Below are 15,534 nucleotides of genomic sequence, written 5' to 3'. Positions count from 1 at the left end.
AGTTGTGAGACACACAAAACCTGGGGGATCTGGATGACTGTGCGTATCGATCCTTCCAATGCGGACCAGCTGACCGCGTGGGACGGCCCCAACGGCGAGTTCTGGACCGCCCGCGCCGACCGGTTCGATCAGGGTGTCGCCCGCTACCAGCCGAAACTCCTCGCCGCAGCCGCGGTCGATCCTGCTGACAACGTTCTCGACATCGGATGCGGCAGCGGGACCACGACACGCGACCTCGCCCGTGCGGCCAGCTGCGGCACGGCACTTGGCGTGGATCTGTCATCACAGATGCTGCGGCTCGCGCGAGAACGAGCCGCGGCCGAGCAACTCACGAACGTGACCTTCGAGCAGCGCGACGCCCAGATCCACCCGTTCCCCGAAGGTCACTTCGATGTCGTGGTCAGCCGGAACGGTGCGATGTTCTTCGGCGATCCAGCTGCCGCGTTCAAGAACATCGCGCGTGCCATCCGGTCTGGTGGCCGGCTTGTTCTGCTGACATGGCAGGCTCTGGCCGACAACGAGTGGCTCAGCACCTTCCGGGCCGTTCTGGCCGCGGGCCGCGATCTGCCGATGCCGCCGCCCACCGCGCCCAGCCCGTTCTCGCTCAGCGACCCGGACCGCGTGCGGTCGCTGCTGGCGCCGGCCGGGTTCGAGAACATCCAGTTGCAGGCGCTCCGCGAACCGATGTACTTCGGTAAGGACACCGAGGACGCGTACGACTACGTGCACGACCACTTCTGCGGTCTGGTCAAGGACCTCGAGGCCGAGGTCAGGGAGTCCGCGCTCGAGCAACTGCGGGCAAACCTGGCCGAACACCAGACCGCGGAAGGTGTCGTGTACGACTCGGCAGCGTGGTTGATCGAGGCGCGCCTCGCAGGCTGAGCCCGCGAGGCGCCATTGCCTAGTCCAGGGGATCGATCGTCATGTACGCCTGCAATGGATTTCCATCGTGCACAAGCGACTCGTGCGCCCCGACATCGTCGAAGGCGAAGCCGTAAGCCTTGCCGTCGGCCATTTGTGCGTGGATCAACCGGGAGAAGTGGTTGGTCACCGGGTCACGGTAGAAGTTCGTGTTGTCCGGGTCCGGCTGGTTGGCGTTGACCAGCAACGTCGACCGGTTGAACCCGGCGCACAGGGTGCGCGAGATAGGGCCCCGGACCAGGTCGTTCGGCGCGTCCAGCCGCTTGTGACAGCCGAAGACGCTGTCGGAGTCCGGTTTCTCGAACTGGGTGGCGAATCCGCCTGACGCGTTGGTGAAAACCATGAAATTGCCTTGTACCCGGCCGAAGTACTTCGTATTCGGCTGGTTGGCGAACGGTGTCACGGTCAGGGTCTGCGACGCGTATCGCGTCCAGACCCGGTCGATGTAGTCGTTCATCACCGACGCAGGCAGGGCACCGGCTTCAATTCCGTGCCCGGGGGCCAGAGCACGCAAGTTGTTGCCACGGATCAGCCCGCCCCAGCCCTGAGCCCGCAGACCGTTGAAAACAGCCGCATAACCGCCTGGCTTCAACCTTCCGGCATTCCGTATCGCGCCGCTGGACGGCTGAACGCCGACCGAATAAGGCGCCGAGAACATGTCGACCTGGGTGCTGTTGATCCAGATACCCGAGTCGTTGAGCGTGTACTCCGACCAGTTGAACAGGATGTTCACGTTCGGGTCGGCCGGGTTCTGCACCGCGGGCTGGACCAGGCCACCGGTGGTGAGTTTGAAGACGAGCTTCTGGCCGTAGGAGAAATAGATCCGGCCGGAGAACTTCGGAATCCGGATGGTCTTGGTCTGGCCGTTCGCCGGGCCCGCGATGGACGCGTCCGGCGCCGGTGTCGGTGGATTGCCACCCGCCGGCCAGGGATGGAACGTCCCGTTGGCGTCCGCCCAGCCTTGCTGGCCGGTCGACAGCAACGTCCCCAGGTTGTAGATGTACACCGGATCGCTGCGTCCTGAACTGTTCTTGAACTCCAGCGGGATGGTCGCGGGCACGGCTTGCGCCGTGAGCGCGGTGAAAGCCATCAGGCCGGCAGCGGCCAATGCCGCAATCTTCCATTTGACACGCACCTGTTTTCCTCCTCTGGGGCTGTTCCCGGTTGGAGCGGTGAGAGCGCTCTCATAGCGTCGCCCGGCAAAGCGTGTGTGTCAATGTTCACGTCGCCCGAAAGGCGTTCTTTGGCTCTTTATGGACAAAACAGCAGCGTTGACGGCCTCCTGATAGCGTTCGGGGCCATGGAGAGTGTGACTTCGAAGGACGGCACGACGCTCGTCTACGACCGCAGCGGCAACGGCCCGGCTGTGATCCTGGTTGGCGGAGCGACAGTCACGCGCCACGACAGCGCACCGCTCGCTGCCGAGCTGGCCGAACACTTCACTGTGTACAACTACGACCGGCGCGGCCGCGGCGAAAGCGACGACACGCTGCCGTACACCGTCGACCGTGAATTCGAGGACATCGCGGCGCTCATCGCCGCTGCTGGTGGAACCGCGCACCTGTATGGCATCTCGTCAGGTGGCGCGCTTGTTCTTGAGGCCGCCGCAGCTGGTGTCCAGGCAAACAAACTCGCGGTTTACGAAGTGCCTTACGACCTGTTGCCTGGCGGCGACGAAAGGAACCGGGAGTACAACGAGACCCTGAACGCCTTGCTCGCTGAAGGCCGTCGGGGTGACGCGTTCGCGCTCTTCATGCGCTTCGCAGGCGCGCCGGAGGAAAACGTCGAAAGCGCCCGCAACTCGCCGGTGTGGGCCGGGCTGGAAGCCCTCGCTCCCACGCTCGCCTACGACGCCGCCTGCATGGGCAACGGCCGGCCATCCGCCGAGCGGCTCGCCAAGATCACCCAGCCCACCCTGGTCGCGATCGGTGGCGCCAGCGCGGAGTCGTTCGTCGGCGGTGGCGGCGACTTCTTCGCGCTCGCCGCCGAGGCCATCGCGGCGGGCATTCCGCACGCACAACGGGAAACCATCGAGGGCCAGACGCACATGGTCGACCCCAAGGTGCTCGCGCCGGTGCTGACGAGGTTCTTCAAGGACTGAAACCCGGCGATGGCAGGTGCGTGTCCAGCGGGAACACGCCGATTTGATCCGCCCGCCGCGGGCTGTGTCAGAATCACAAGAGGTTGGTTCACCGCTTGGGGGGCATGGCTAGGTGCGCATTCTGGTCCTTGGGCCGGTCGATCTGACCACCTCAGACGGTACGGGTGTGCCGCTGGGTGGCCTGGAGCAGAAGGCTCTGCTGGTGGCGCTGCTGCAGCAGGCCCGTCGGCCGGTCCCGGCGGATCGCGCCACCGAGCTCGTCCGGAGCGGCTCCCCTCCGGCATCAGCGACAATCCAGACATACGTGTCCACGCTGCGCCGCGCGATCGCCGCGGCGGGCGGGGGCGATGCGCTGACCGCCGACGAGTCCGGTTTCCGGCTCGATGTCCCTGACGCATGCACTGACCTGGGCGTTTTTGCCGAACGGCTGGGGCAGGCGAAGCAGGCCGAACAGGACAACGATCTCCAACGGGCCGCCGAGCTGTACGACTCGGCGCTCGCGCTGTGGCGCGGTCCGGCACTGGCGGATGTGGACGCCGCGTTCGCCCGGAGCTGGGCCGAGTCCCTCGAGCATGACCGTGCGGAAGCGCAAGCCGGACGTGCTCGTGTCCAGGCCGCGATGCACTCCGAGATCATGGCGCACGCCCAGGTGACGGTCGGTGCGCCGGCCACCCGGCCACGCAATCTCCCACCGGACGTCGCCGACTTCACTGGCCGTGAGCAGGACCTCAAGACGATCCTGCGGCTCGGCGAGACGGCCGGGCAACGCACTGTGGTCGTCTCCGGGTTCGGTGGTGTGGGCAAGTCCGCGCTGGCCGTGCACGCCGCGTACCTGCTGAGCAGCCAGTTCCCGGACGGCCAGCTGTTTGTCGACCTGCGTGGCGCCGACCAGGCGCACGAGGTGCTCGGCCGATTGCTGCAGACCATAGGCATGCCCGCGGGCGCCGTGCCGGCCAGCACAGAGGAGCGAATCGAGCAGTACCGCTCCCGGATCGCCAGTCGCCGGTTTGTCATCGTGCTCGACAACGCCCGCAACGAACAGCAGGTCCGGCCGCTGTTGCCGGGAGAACCGGGCTGCCTGCTCGTGATCACCAGCCGGTCCCGGCTGGCCGGGCTGGGCGCCGAGGCGGTCGAGCTGAACTTCCTCACACTGGACGACGGCGTGCACCTGCTCAGCAACATCCTCGGCGACGAGCGCGTCGCCAGCCAGGGTGCCGACGCCGGACGGATCGTCGAACTGTGCGGCGGCCTGCCGCTCGCCATCCGGGCGGCCGGGGCGAAGCTGCTCGCACAGCCGGACTGGCCGCTCAACGCGCTGATCGTCCGGCTGGCCGACGAACGCCGCAGGCTGGACGAGCTGACCGTGGGCGACCTGGCGATCCGGTCCAGCCTCGGGCTGAACTACGCGGAGCTCGACGAGCGGCAGCGGCGGGCGTTCCACCTGCTGTGCCTGCTTGACCTGCCGGATTTCGGCTGGTGGCCAGTGGTGGCGCTGCTGGGTGTGTCGCCCCGGGACGCCGAGGACATGGTCGAGCACCTGGTCGACTTGCGGCTCGTGGACGTCGCCGGGGTGGACGCGATCGGCCGGGTCCGCTACCGGCTGCATGACCTGGTCCAGCTGTTCGGTGCCGAACAGCACGAGTCGGGCGTAGGCGTCGCCGCGGCGGTGTCCCGTGCGGTGGCGACGTGGACTGTGCTCGTTGAGGAATGCGCGCGTGACCTGCCACAGGTGACAGTGCCGCTGCTGCCCCCGCAGACGCCGGACATCGTCGTCGACCCGCTGTTGACCGACGACGCCGTGCACGACCCAGGCGAGTGGCTCAAGTCCGAGACCGCCGCGGTCACGCGGATGATCGAACGGGCTCACGAGCTGGGTGTGGATCATGGTGCCATCGTCGCCCTGGCCGCGCGCCTGGCCGCGCCTTTCGCCGCACGCAACGAATTCGGGGAGTGGAAACGGGTTCTGCAAGCGGGTCTCGCGGCCGCGCGAATCATCGGTGACGCTGCGGCTGAAGCCGTGATGCTCACCGGGCTCGGGCAGGCGCACGCCGAACTGGACGCGTTCACCGAAGCGCTCGCCTACTTCCAGCAAGCGTCCACAATGGCCGGTGACGAGCAGACCCGGGCTATCGCCCTGGTCGGCATGGGCAGCGTTCACCGCGAGCTCGCTTCGTACACCACCGCTGTCGCCGACCTGACGGCCGCCGCCGATTCGGGCTACCCGGCTGTTGTCGCCGCCGCGAACTACGGCCTGGGCGCGATCAGCCGCGACCACGGCGACATTCCCGGTGCGACAGCGCATTTCCAGAATTGCGCCGACACCTACCGGCAGATCGGTGATCTTCGCGGCGCGGCGTTGGCATTGCGCGGCTTGAGCCTTTGCCACCGTGCCGTCGACGAGTACGCCGTCGCCGCGGAACTCGCCGGGCAGTCCGCGGCACTTCTCAACGAGATCGGCGACGAACTCGGCACAGCCTATGCGCGGCAATCCTGGGCCAAGGCCTCGATGCGCCTCGGCGAATACTCCGAGGCGATCAGGGTTCTGGGCTCGTGCCTGTACACATGCACACGCCGGCACGACCGGTTCGGCGTCGCCCTGATGACCCGGACCCTCGGTGAAGTCCATCTCGCCGCGGGGGATCTCGTCGCCGCCCAGGAGACTTTGGGCGCCGCCCTGGACTTGTGGACCGAGCTCGATCTGCCGTTGTGGCAGGCAAGAACTTTACGGGACCTCGCCGCAGCGACTGCGCCAGACGATCCGGCCACTGCGGATGCGTACTGGGCGCGTGCCCGGGGGCTGAGCGAGGCCAGTCAGGGCCGGGAAAGCAGCGAGCTCGCCGCCCTGTCCCCCGCCGCCTGGCTCGCCAAGGTCCGCGCCTGACGGCTCGACTGTTGCCGGTATCGCAGCCCCGGCAGGCCCGTTGCCGGTTACTCTCCGACCAACGACAACATCAAGTGCGGTGAAGGTTTTTCCAGGTCAAGGACTAGTTGGGGGAAGATGTCCGACCTTAGGTACGGCTTGCTGGGCCCGCTTGAGGTGATCCGCGACGGCGACCGGGTCGCGATCAACGGGCCCAAGCTGCGCGTTCTGCTGGCCACGCTGCTGTTGCGGGCGAATTCGACGGTGTCGGTGGACCAGCTGGGCGAGCGGATGTGGGGCGAGAATCCCCCCAGTACCGCCCGCAAGAGCGTTCAGCTGTACGTCATGCGGCTACGTCGTATCTTAGGGGATGATGGGTTGATTGAGACCCGTCCGGACGGATATTTGATGAAAGTTCCGTCCAGCCAGGTCGATCTGCTGCGGTTCCGGCAGCTCACCCAGGAAGCTCGCGAGGCGGATGAACTCGTCGACGAGCTGCACGCCCTCACCGAGGCGGTGGCCTGCTGGCGTGGACCGGCGCTGAGCGACGTCCCCTCTGAGTCGCTGCAGCGCGAAACCGTGGCCGAGCTGGCCGAAGATCGTCTGCGCACGGTCGAGCGACGCATCCAGGTGCTGCTGGACCTAGGCCGGCACCGCGAGGTGATCAGCGACCTCGTCCAGCACACCAAGGACCACCCGTGGCACGAGCAGTTCTGGATCCAGCTGATCCAGGCGTTGCACCGGTCCGACCGGCTGGCCGATGCACTGGACACATACCGGACAGTGCACCGGAAGTTCCGTGAGGAGCTGGGCATCGACCCCGGCCCGCAGCTGCGACAGCTGCAGCGCACGATCTTCGCCGAACCCGCTTCGGCCGAGCCGGACACACCGGCGGCGCCGATCGGCCAGCTGCCTGCGGACATCCACAGTTTTGTCGGCCGGGCGGAGCTGATCCCGAAGCTGACCGGCGCGCGTGGCCGGGTGACCGTGATCTCCGGGCCGCCCGGCTTCGGCAAGACATCGCTCGCCCTGCACGTGGCCCATCTGCTCAAACCCGAATTCCCTGATGGCCAGTTGTATGTGGACTTGCAGGGATACGCGGCCGATCCGCCGTTGTCCCCGGCGGCTGTGCTGACGCGGTTCCTCAAAGCGCTTGGTGTGCCGCGGGACCGTGTTCCGAGCGAACTGGAGAGCCAGGCGGCGTTGTACCGCAGTCTGCTCGGCGGACGCCGGATGTTGCTGCTGCTGGACAATGCCGTGAACGCCGACCAGGTGCGGCCGTTGCTGCCCGGCGATCCCGGCTGCCATGTGCTGATCACCAGCCGGGGCGACCTGCGTGGCCTGGCGGTCAATCCCGGGGCCGACCAGCTGCCGCTGGGCGAGCTCTCAGAAGAGGAGTCGATCGCCATTCTGGCCGGGCTGATCGGTGCCGAGCGTGCTTCGGCCGAGCCGGAGTCCTTGGTGGAACTGGTTTGGGCGTGTGGCCGTCTGCCGCTCGCCCTGCGGATCGCGGGTGCCAACCTCGCCGCGAATCCACATCGGACTCTTGCGGACTACCTCACCGAAATGCGCCAGTTCGGACGTCTCACCGAACTGGCGATCGACGGGGACAAGCCGTCCGCCGTCCGGGTCGCGTTCGATCACTCCTATCTGCGGTTGGGTGACCGCGACCGCGAACTGTTCCAGTTGCTCGGCCTGGCTCCCGGTCCGGACATCGGCGTTTCCGCCGCGGCGGCGCTGGCCGATCTGACGCCGTCCGAAGCCAACCGAGCGCTTGACCGGCTTACCGCGGCAGCTTTGTTGCAGCGCGACACGCGTGGCCGGTATCGGTTCCACGACCTCATCCGGGAGTACGCGGCTTCGCAGGCCAATGCCGCGCAAGCCGCAGCCGCGATGACGCGTCTGGCTGACTACTATCTGCACACCGCGCATGCGGCGGCCATGCTGTTGTACCCCGGAACGCCACGGCTGCCGTTGCCAACGCCTTGCGGGCACGCGGTTTCGCTGACCACGTCCACGGCATCGCATTGGCTGGACAACGAATGCTACAACCTTGTCGCCGTCGTGACCTGGGCCGCGGCTCATCCCGTGCTGCATCACTACGCCTGGCGGCTTGTCGACGTTCTGCGTGGATACCTGCAGGCGCGTGGGCACGCTCCCGAAGCGATCGCGGCATTCGAAGCCGCGCTCTACGCGGCCGAGGACGCCGGCGAACGCGCCGCGCAGATCTCGATGCTCGACGTTCTGGGCGTGGTTTCGTACAACCTCAGCGACTACAAGCGGGCCATCGACTATCACCGGCGGGCTCAGGACGTAGCCAACGACATCGGCGACACGGATGCCGCGGGCCAGGCACTGCACCACCTCGGCCGGATCCACATGCAGATGGGGCAGCCACGGCTGGCCGAGCGCTACCACCGCCAAGCGCTTGCCGCGGCCCGGAAAACCGGCAATGTGGAAACAGAGATCCTGGCCCTGAACTACATCGGCGTGGCTCTGACCTCGTTGGGCATGCCCGGCACGGCGATCGGCTGGCACGAGCGCTCGCTCGCGTTGAGCGAGTCGACCGGCAATCGCACGGCGGCTTTCCGGGCGCTCAACGCACTGGGCATCGCCACATGGCGCCTTGGCCGGCTCGACGAAGCGATTTCTTTGCTCGAGGGGGTGATCGCCTATTGCCAGGAGATCGGTGAACGGTTCGGCGAACTGATCACACTGGTCTGCACAGCCGAGATCAACTGCGACGCGGGCCGGCTCGATCTCGCGCTGACCCAGGCGAACCAGGCCATGGTCGTAAGCGCACAGCTTGGCGAACGCCGCAGTGAGGCCGGCGCCCGTGAGGTGATCGCGACCGTCCACAACCGACAGGGCAGGCACATCGAGGCAATCGCGGGCTACACCGAAGCGCTGCATGTGGCCAGGGAGATCGGATTCGGGTACGGCGAGACGTCCATCCTGATCGGACTCGCCAGCGCACACCGGAACGCCGGTGAGCCCGCCGTGGCCCTGGCACACGCCGAGCAGGTGTTGATCCGGCTGCGCGGCGACGGCCAGTTGCAGCTTGAGGCCTCCGCCTTGATCGAGGTCGCCCATGCCTACCTGGACCTGGGCAACGTCAGCAAAGCGAGCCATTTCATCGGCCAGGCCGTTCAGCGTACGCGTAAACGCGGTGAGACCCTGACCGAGAAGAGGGCACTGGATGTACAGGCCCTTATCGAGTCGCACAAAGACCAATGACCACAATCACGGTGTTGTTGCGCCTGTCTCCCAGACATATCGGGCTGAGGCGTGTTCGGCAACAGAACCCCCGCTATGGCAACAAGTGCGACCACGCCTGGCCACACACGAGGCCTGAACCGCTTGGCCTGCAACGCGGCAATCCGCCGCCTTCCCTCAATCGCTCCCCGCCAACCAGGATCCAGCGAAAGCGCAGTCGCCCAACAAGAGTCGGCGTCCGCGAACTCGCCCCGCTGCGCATGCACCCTCGCCAACAGGTCCAATACCCGCGGATCATCACTCTCCCGCCCACCCATTCCTTCCAGCGCCGCCACGGCCTCTTCATAGCGCCCCGCCCTCGCCGCCTCAACCGTCCTTTCGAGCACAGCACTCATCGACGGGATCGCACGGTTGACGGGGCTGAGTCGTCGGGGACGGGACGGTCCGGCGGGACCAATCTGCCGAGTTCGTTGGCGATCATGGTCAGGCGATTGTTGTCGCCTTGCACAAGGGCTTTGTCGCCGTCGGCGATCAGTGCCTGGATGCGTGGATCGCGGCTGCCGGAGAAGTGTTGTTTGAGAGCGTTGAATCGGATCGCCGGGAGTTCGCCGGTTGATTCGAGAACGTCGACACCTATCTTGCGCAGTACCTCGATCTGGTGAGTCACCACTGTGATGTCGCCCGCTGTGGCCGCCTCATCGAGTTTCCGCTGGGCTTCGACGGCTTCCTGTTTGGAGCGTTGGTCTCCGGCCTCGGCGTTCAGATCCGCCACCCATTGTCGCATCTGGCTGGCTTCGGCGAGTAGCTGTGGCAGTTCGGCGGCTTCCTCAGCCTTGTCCAAAAGGGATTCCGCGGTACGGATCAGCGCCTGTGCCGCGGCCGGCGCGTCCGGGTTGTGTTCGGCCGAGTCCAAGGTGTGCCTGATCTTGACCAGCAGATCCTGGACCTCCTGCAGGAATGGGTTGGCCCCGGCCGCGTGGAGCTTGTCGTGCTGCGTTTCCAGGGCACGGCACTGCCTGCGGAGCTCCTTGACTCCGGGAGCCCCGGTCCGGCCGAGCTCGACCTCGATGTCGAATTCCTCGTCCAGGATCGGCACGAACGCGTCCACGTGCGGCGTGAAACTCCGGTCGATCGTGATCGACACCTCGATCTCGCTGCCGGCCGGGACATCCCGGGTGATCTGGTCCGGCCGGATGTCCAGCTGGCCGATCACCGTGTTGCGATCGGCACGCGGCCGCTCCCCCTCGACGATCGGCACGCGGATCAGCCCGGCTGCCGCGCCTCGGCGTACATCCACTGTGGACTCAAGAACGATCCGCTTGACGGCAGGCAGTTCCGCGCCTTTGCGCAGAATCCACTTGACCTCGTTGCCCTCAAGCCATACCCCCACTGAATGGCTGAGAGTCGAGTCACCGCCCTCCATGTTCATCCGCTGATAAGAAGTGCTCGCGGGCTCAGTCGGCACGAGTGTCCCGGCCGGGGTGCGGAACTCGATGTCGAACTTGTTCGACTGCGCCGCGGCCAGCAATCTCGTGGTGAACGTCCCCGCTTTGGTCAGCGGCACCTGGCCGCTGCGCCATATCGGCTGATGGGTGTTGTTCACGAACTCGATCGTGTGACCGGTCCAGTCATCGCGGACCGGCTCGACCGCCTTGCCGCCGACCAGCGGATCACTGCCGCGGCCAGTCGGCTGGTTCTGGAAATCAAGCCGGACATGCCCCGAAACGACCGCCCGTCTGGTCAGGTCCCGGGGAATTCGCTGCGTCCGGGCGAAAATCGCGGCACCCCGGGCGACCACCGTGACCGGATCCAGGCTGTGGTCCAACGGAATGCCAAGCCCATCAACCGGATCGGCCAGCAACGCCCGCAGCGCGGGCGCCATGGTCGCGCCACCGACGAGAATCACCCGTTCGATATCCGCGGCTTTGAGTCCTCTCTCCGACAGCGCCCGGCGGCACAACTCCACGGAACGGCGATACAGCGGCAGCGACAGCCGCTCGACGTCCGCCCGGGTCATCTCGTAGGTGAACGAGAACCGCCGGTCGTCCTCGTCTGCGATCTCCACCGCGATCTCGGCGAAATCACTGTGCGACAGCTCGATCTTCGCGTTCTCCGCGGCGACTTTGAGCTTGGCGACATTGCTGCGCCACCGCGGATGCGAGCGGTCGAACGCGGGCAGCGAACCGTCCGCGGCGACCGCGGGCACGAGCAGTTCGTCCACAATGGTCCAGTCGATCAGCTTGCCGCCGAGGAAATTGTCTCCGGCGTGGTTGACCACGGTGAACTCGCCGTCCTGGACCTGCACGACAGCCGCGTCGAACGTCCCGCCGCCGAAGTCGTAGACGAGCCAGAAACACTTCGAAGGCACATTCGAGGCCTGCGCGCTGTACGCCCACGCGGCCGCGGTCGGTTCCTGGACAAGCGGCGCGAAATCCAGGCCTGCCAACGTTGCCGCCCGGCGAGTCGCATCACACTGGTCCAGCTCGAAGGCCGCCGGAACGGTGATCACAGCGGCGGTGATCGCCTCCCCGAGCTTCTTCTGCACGTCCGCACGCAGCGATTTCAGGACTTCGGCAGACAGTTGCTCGGGCGCGAGCGCCCGGCCGGAATCGGCGAACATCCTTGGCTTGTCCCGCATTCCCATCTGGAGCTTGAATTCTGAGTGCGCGTTCAGAGGGTCGGCTTCGACTCGGTCACGGGCGGACTTGCCGACATAGACGTTGCCGGATTTGCTTATATAGACTGCGGACGGGGTGTACTCCATCTCAAGGTTGTTGCGCACCACGGTCCCGTCGGAGCCCGCCGACACCGCGATGGCACTGTTGGTGGTACCAAGGTCGATACCGAAGTCGACGGTTTCACGCGTCATGCTGCTGAACTCCTTCGGGTTGAGCGACAATGACCTGACCGGTCTGGATACAGCGACCAGCCCGGTAGATCGAGGGGCGCACGGTTTCCACGACCGTCTCGCTCGCCGTTCCCGGGCGCGCTTCATAGGCGATCACGTCCAGGGAAAGGCCTGGGTGAAAGGGGGTCCCGTCGTGGTCCTGAATTTGGATACCGGCCTCGGCAAGGCTTTCCTGCGCCGCCTGGGCATGTCGCGAGGCCATCCGGCGACCGCGTGCGGCATCGCCGTTCTGCTCACCGGTGAGTTTCTTGGTGACTCGCCACAAGTTCGTCGCCAGATCTGCCATCACCACATCAGCAGGTTCGGTATCTTCCTGTGGCGCCGGCGGAATCTCCGGATAGCTGTCCGGAATCCTGAACTCGGGCGGGAACCGCCACTGCCGCAGCCTGCCGAGGATCACCGGCCCACCTTCCTCAAAGCCCACATCCGCAGCCGCAACCACCGGACTCCGACAACGAGCAGCGACACACCGTAAACCGTGAGCAGCACATCCATATTGCTGATCAGCGACCCGAAGACAGCCGAGACGACCAAGCCGAGCAGGAAGTTGAGGACGGCGAACCGCCACCAACGGGCCCACCGGCCCAACGGAATCCTGGCCCGCAACTGAAAAATCGTGGCGAAGTACGCCGACACCGGGATCAGCGGAACGAACAGGATGCTCACCATGAGCAGCGCGGTGTAATGATAGGGGTCGTCACCGCGCGTAAGAGCAACAAACCTCTTGCCGCAACCGAACAGGCTGAAAGTTCCCGGTACTCGAGGGACGTCCGCGCCGACCCGGTTGTCATCCGGCGGAATCGACTGCAAGGCCTGTTTGAGCTCCCCGTCCGGCAGCACACTGAGCAACGCTCGCCGCCGCCGATCGGCTTTGTCCACCTTGTCCCGTTCGCAGAGCTCCCGCATTTCCGTCGTCAGGTCGTTCAAGCTGACTACTGCGATGTTGTCGTCGACAAGCCGGGTCGTGGTGCGCAGGCGCGCGAACGACTTTGCCGATGCCAGCAACCGCAAAGCTATGTCCGGCCGGTGCCCCGTCAGGTTATGGGCAACGGCGCAGTTGTTGACCACGAGCGCGACCTCGTCGCTGAGCACCACAGTGATGTCATCCCCTGTCCCCCGCAGTGCTTCGACTACCAGCAACGGGCTGCCGACCTTGCCCAACAGGTCCTCTGCGATATCCTCGGCCCGGCTTTGGTTTGCCTGCAAAGCATCCCGTGCCCCACTGCAGGCGGAAACGATCGATTGTTCGGCTGGGCGGACCGCGTCACGCAGCGTGTCGCGCACCAGTTCGCTCGGGAAAGGCGAATTCACCAGAAGTTTCACCAAGCGGCCCGAATCTCCGCAGCGCGCGGCGCGGACAGCGAGATCGGCTGTCACCGAGACGATGTGCTGCGGCAATCGGTCTCGCAGCCGCCGGACGGTCCCCGTGGTGAGCCGAGGGTCATCGATCTGTTTGACCCGTTCTTTGGCGTGTGCCCAGAATTCCGGCGCCTCCAGTCGCAACGCCCACGCTGTGAGGCTGTTGACCCACAGCTTGTCCAGCCGTTTCGCCTCGCCGCTGGTAGCCGGGAACGGGCCCTGGTATTCGGTTTCCACGGCTTCGCGATGCTGTTGCGGTGCCGGGAACCACAGAAGCTCGTGAATGAGCCGGGCAACCGGGTCGCGCATCGTTTCGAACGCGCTGCGGATTGCGTCAGCGTCGAGATCCGGGTTCAGCCTGCTCTGCAGAACGGCCTCTTCACGCATCCGCCGGATCTGCCCGGCGGACGCACCGGCCGGCACGCCGGTGATGTTGAAGATGTTGGCGCGGTACAGGTCCGGCCCGGAAATCGCACTCAGGACCTGGTCGAGATCGGTCGCGGTCTGCATCACAGCCCGGCTCCCCAATCCGCCAGCTGCCCGGCCAGTACGGTGGCATTCGGTGTGCGGCCAACAGGATTCGGGTCCAGCGCGGCCAGCACGATGTCGTCCAGCCGCGTGTCGGCGTCAGAATTGAGCGCGCTTGGCGCGACCGGTCGTGTGCGCCGCGAGGCTCCTTCGGGATACGGATGTCGGTCGGTCAGCAAGAGGTAGGCGATGGCGCCCAATGACCAGACGTCCATCGCACACGATTCCGCGACCGCACCCAGCATCGATTCCGGCGCGGCAAAGGCCAGGGTCACCTGTCCCCGGGCTTTTCCGGGCAGTGGCCGGGCCACTTTCGCCAGACCGAAATCACCCAGCCGGGCACGCCCGTCCGGCCCGATCAGGATGTTGTGCGGGGTGATGTCGAGATGGATGATCGGCGGCCGTTCAGCGTGCGCCGCCGCCAAACCCCTGGACACCTGGTGGATGATCCGCACGGTTTCGGCCACCGCGATCGGCCGGTTGCGGGGCGTCGCCCACAACCGGTACAAAGTGCCGCCCGCGACGTATTCCATCGTGAAGAACCCGCGTTCACCAAAGGCGGTCGCGACCGTTCCCGCGTCGAACACCCGCACGATGTTCGGATGCGCGATCCTGGTCAGCAGCACCGCTTCGGTCATCAGCGCTCCGCTACCGGCCTGCTTGAACACCTTCATCGCCTGCCGGCCCATGAATCGGTGCCGGACCCGGTACACCTCGGCGAACGCGCCTTCGCCGAGCAGGCGTTCCACCACATAGCCCGGTTCTATGCGCTGCCCCTCAACCAGGAAACACATGCCGGCACGCTAACCCCGGCCGGCTGGGACCCCTCCCGGCCGAATTCCCGGACAATCACTGCCGCTGCTCGGTCAATTCGGGCAACAACGAGTGCCTGTCGCACCCTGTTGGCAGGCGGCCGCCCCGGGCAGGATTCAACTGGCCGGTGGCCGCGGCAAGACTTCATTAAGACCGCCCACTCAGACTGCTCGCATGCAACAGGTGCGCGTGACCGTCCAGACATCGGATCCGATGTCTCACGTGGGGCTGACCAGCTATCTTGAAACAAAACGCGAGTTCGCCGTGGTCGACGGCGTTGGAGAGCGACCCGACGTGGTCCTGTTCTCGACCGAACGGCTGAGCACTGACGCGATGGCACGACTCAGACAGACGGCGACCGACTTCGCGCGGCCGACCGTGCTGATGACCGGCGACCTCAGCGACGCCCCGCTGCTGACCGTGGTCGAATGCCGCGTGGTGGCCATCCTCCCGAAGAAGACGGTCACCAGCACCCAGCTCGTCGACAGCATCCTCGCGGCGGCCGACGGCAACGGCGTCATGCCACGCGACATCCTCGGCAAACTCCTCCGGCGCGTCGAAGTCCTGCAACGCGAAGTCCTCGCCCCCAACGGCCTCAACGCCTCCGGCCTGCAACCCCGCGAGGTCGACGTCCTCCGCCTGATCGCCGACGGCTTGGCCACCGAGGAAATAGCCCAGGCACTCCGCTATTCAGAACGAACAGTGAAGAACGTCATCTACAACCTGACCGCCAGACTGCATTTACGCAACCGCGCCCACGCCGTCGCATACGCCCTGCGCGCAGGCGTCATCTGAAACCCATGCATCTATTCCACGCGGGCAATCCGG

10 protein-coding genes are annotated in these 15,534 nt (G+C 66.0%); 5 read left to right on the top strand and 5 right to left on the bottom strand.

From position 1 onward, the window contains the following. Positions 1–33 precede the first annotated feature (33 nt). On the top strand, positions 34–882 hold the full coding sequence (locus JOF56_RS23850; protein ID WP_209641759.1) for a class I SAM-dependent methyltransferase: 849 nt from the start codon (positions 34–36) through the stop codon (positions 880–882). A gap of 19 nt (positions 883–901) precedes the next feature. On the opposite strand, the gene JOF56_RS23845 is transcribed toward JOF56_RS23850, so the two are convergent. Continuing rightward, positions 902–2,056, bottom strand: a complete 1,155-nt coding sequence (locus JOF56_RS23845) for a glycoside hydrolase family 64 protein (RefSeq protein WP_307855229.1) — start codon at positions 2,054–2,056, stop codon at positions 902–904. A gap of 165 nt (positions 2,057–2,221) precedes the next feature. Between JOF56_RS23845 and JOF56_RS23840 the strand changes: the two genes are divergently transcribed. The 3 genes from JOF56_RS23840 (at position 2,222) to JOF56_RS23830 (ending at position 9,119) form a co-directional block, all read left to right on the top strand. After that, a complete protein-coding gene (locus JOF56_RS23840; protein WP_209641757.1) occupies positions 2,222–3,022 on the top strand; it encodes an alpha/beta fold hydrolase in 801 nt (266 codons plus the stop codon). Between the two features lie 112 nt (positions 3,023–3,134). Next, on the top strand, positions 3,135–5,903 hold the full coding sequence (locus tag JOF56_RS23835; protein WP_209641755.1) for an AfsR/SARP family transcriptional regulator: 2,769 nt from the start codon (positions 3,135–3,137) through the stop codon (positions 5,901–5,903). 117 nt (positions 5,904–6,020) lie between these two features. Beyond that, complete coding sequence (locus JOF56_RS23830) at positions 6,021–9,119, top strand: AfsR/SARP family transcriptional regulator (protein WP_245378366.1); 3,099 nt, start codon at positions 6,021–6,023, stop codon at positions 9,117–9,119. Between the two features lie 370 nt (positions 9,120–9,489). On the opposite strand, the gene JOF56_RS23825 is transcribed toward JOF56_RS23830, so the two are convergent. From JOF56_RS23825 to JOF56_RS23810, 4 genes are read right to left on the bottom strand one after another with little or no spacing between them, the layout of a single operon-like run. Next, a complete protein-coding gene (locus JOF56_RS23825; protein WP_209641754.1) occupies positions 9,490–11,967 on the bottom strand; it encodes an Hsp70 family protein in 2,478 nt (825 codons plus the stop codon). Next, complete coding sequence (locus tag JOF56_RS23820) at positions 11,957–12,406, bottom strand: hypothetical protein (protein ID WP_209641752.1); 450 nt, start codon at positions 12,404–12,406, stop codon at positions 11,957–11,959. The genes JOF56_RS23825 and JOF56_RS23820 overlap by 11 nt, the downstream gene beginning before the upstream one ends. After that, positions 12,403–13,875, bottom strand: coding sequence for a hypothetical protein (locus JOF56_RS23815; protein ID WP_209641750.1), 1,473 nt, complete (start codon positions 13,873–13,875; stop codon positions 12,403–12,405). Before JOF56_RS23815 ends, JOF56_RS23820 begins: the two co-directional genes overlap by 4 nt. After that, on the bottom strand, positions 13,875–14,687 hold the full coding sequence (locus tag JOF56_RS23810) for a serine/threonine-protein kinase (protein ID WP_209641747.1): 813 nt from the start codon (positions 14,685–14,687) through the stop codon (positions 13,875–13,877). Before JOF56_RS23810 ends, JOF56_RS23815 begins: the two co-directional genes overlap by 1 nt. Positions 14,688–14,880: 193 nt before the next feature. Here JOF56_RS23810 and JOF56_RS23805 point away from each other — a divergent pair, with 193 nt between their 5' ends. Then, entirely contained in the window at positions 14,881–15,501 is a 621-nt protein-coding gene (locus tag JOF56_RS23805) for a helix-turn-helix transcriptional regulator (protein ID WP_209641745.1), read from the top strand. Positions 15,502–15,534: the final 33 nt, after the last annotated feature.

It is taken from the genome of Kibdelosporangium banguiense (assembly GCF_017876405.1).
Lineage (GTDB): Bacteria > Actinomycetota > Actinomycetes > Mycobacteriales > Pseudonocardiaceae > Kibdelosporangium > Kibdelosporangium banguiense.
Note: the sequence above shows the minus strand (reverse complement) of the source record. Positions and strands in the feature narration are given on the sequence as shown.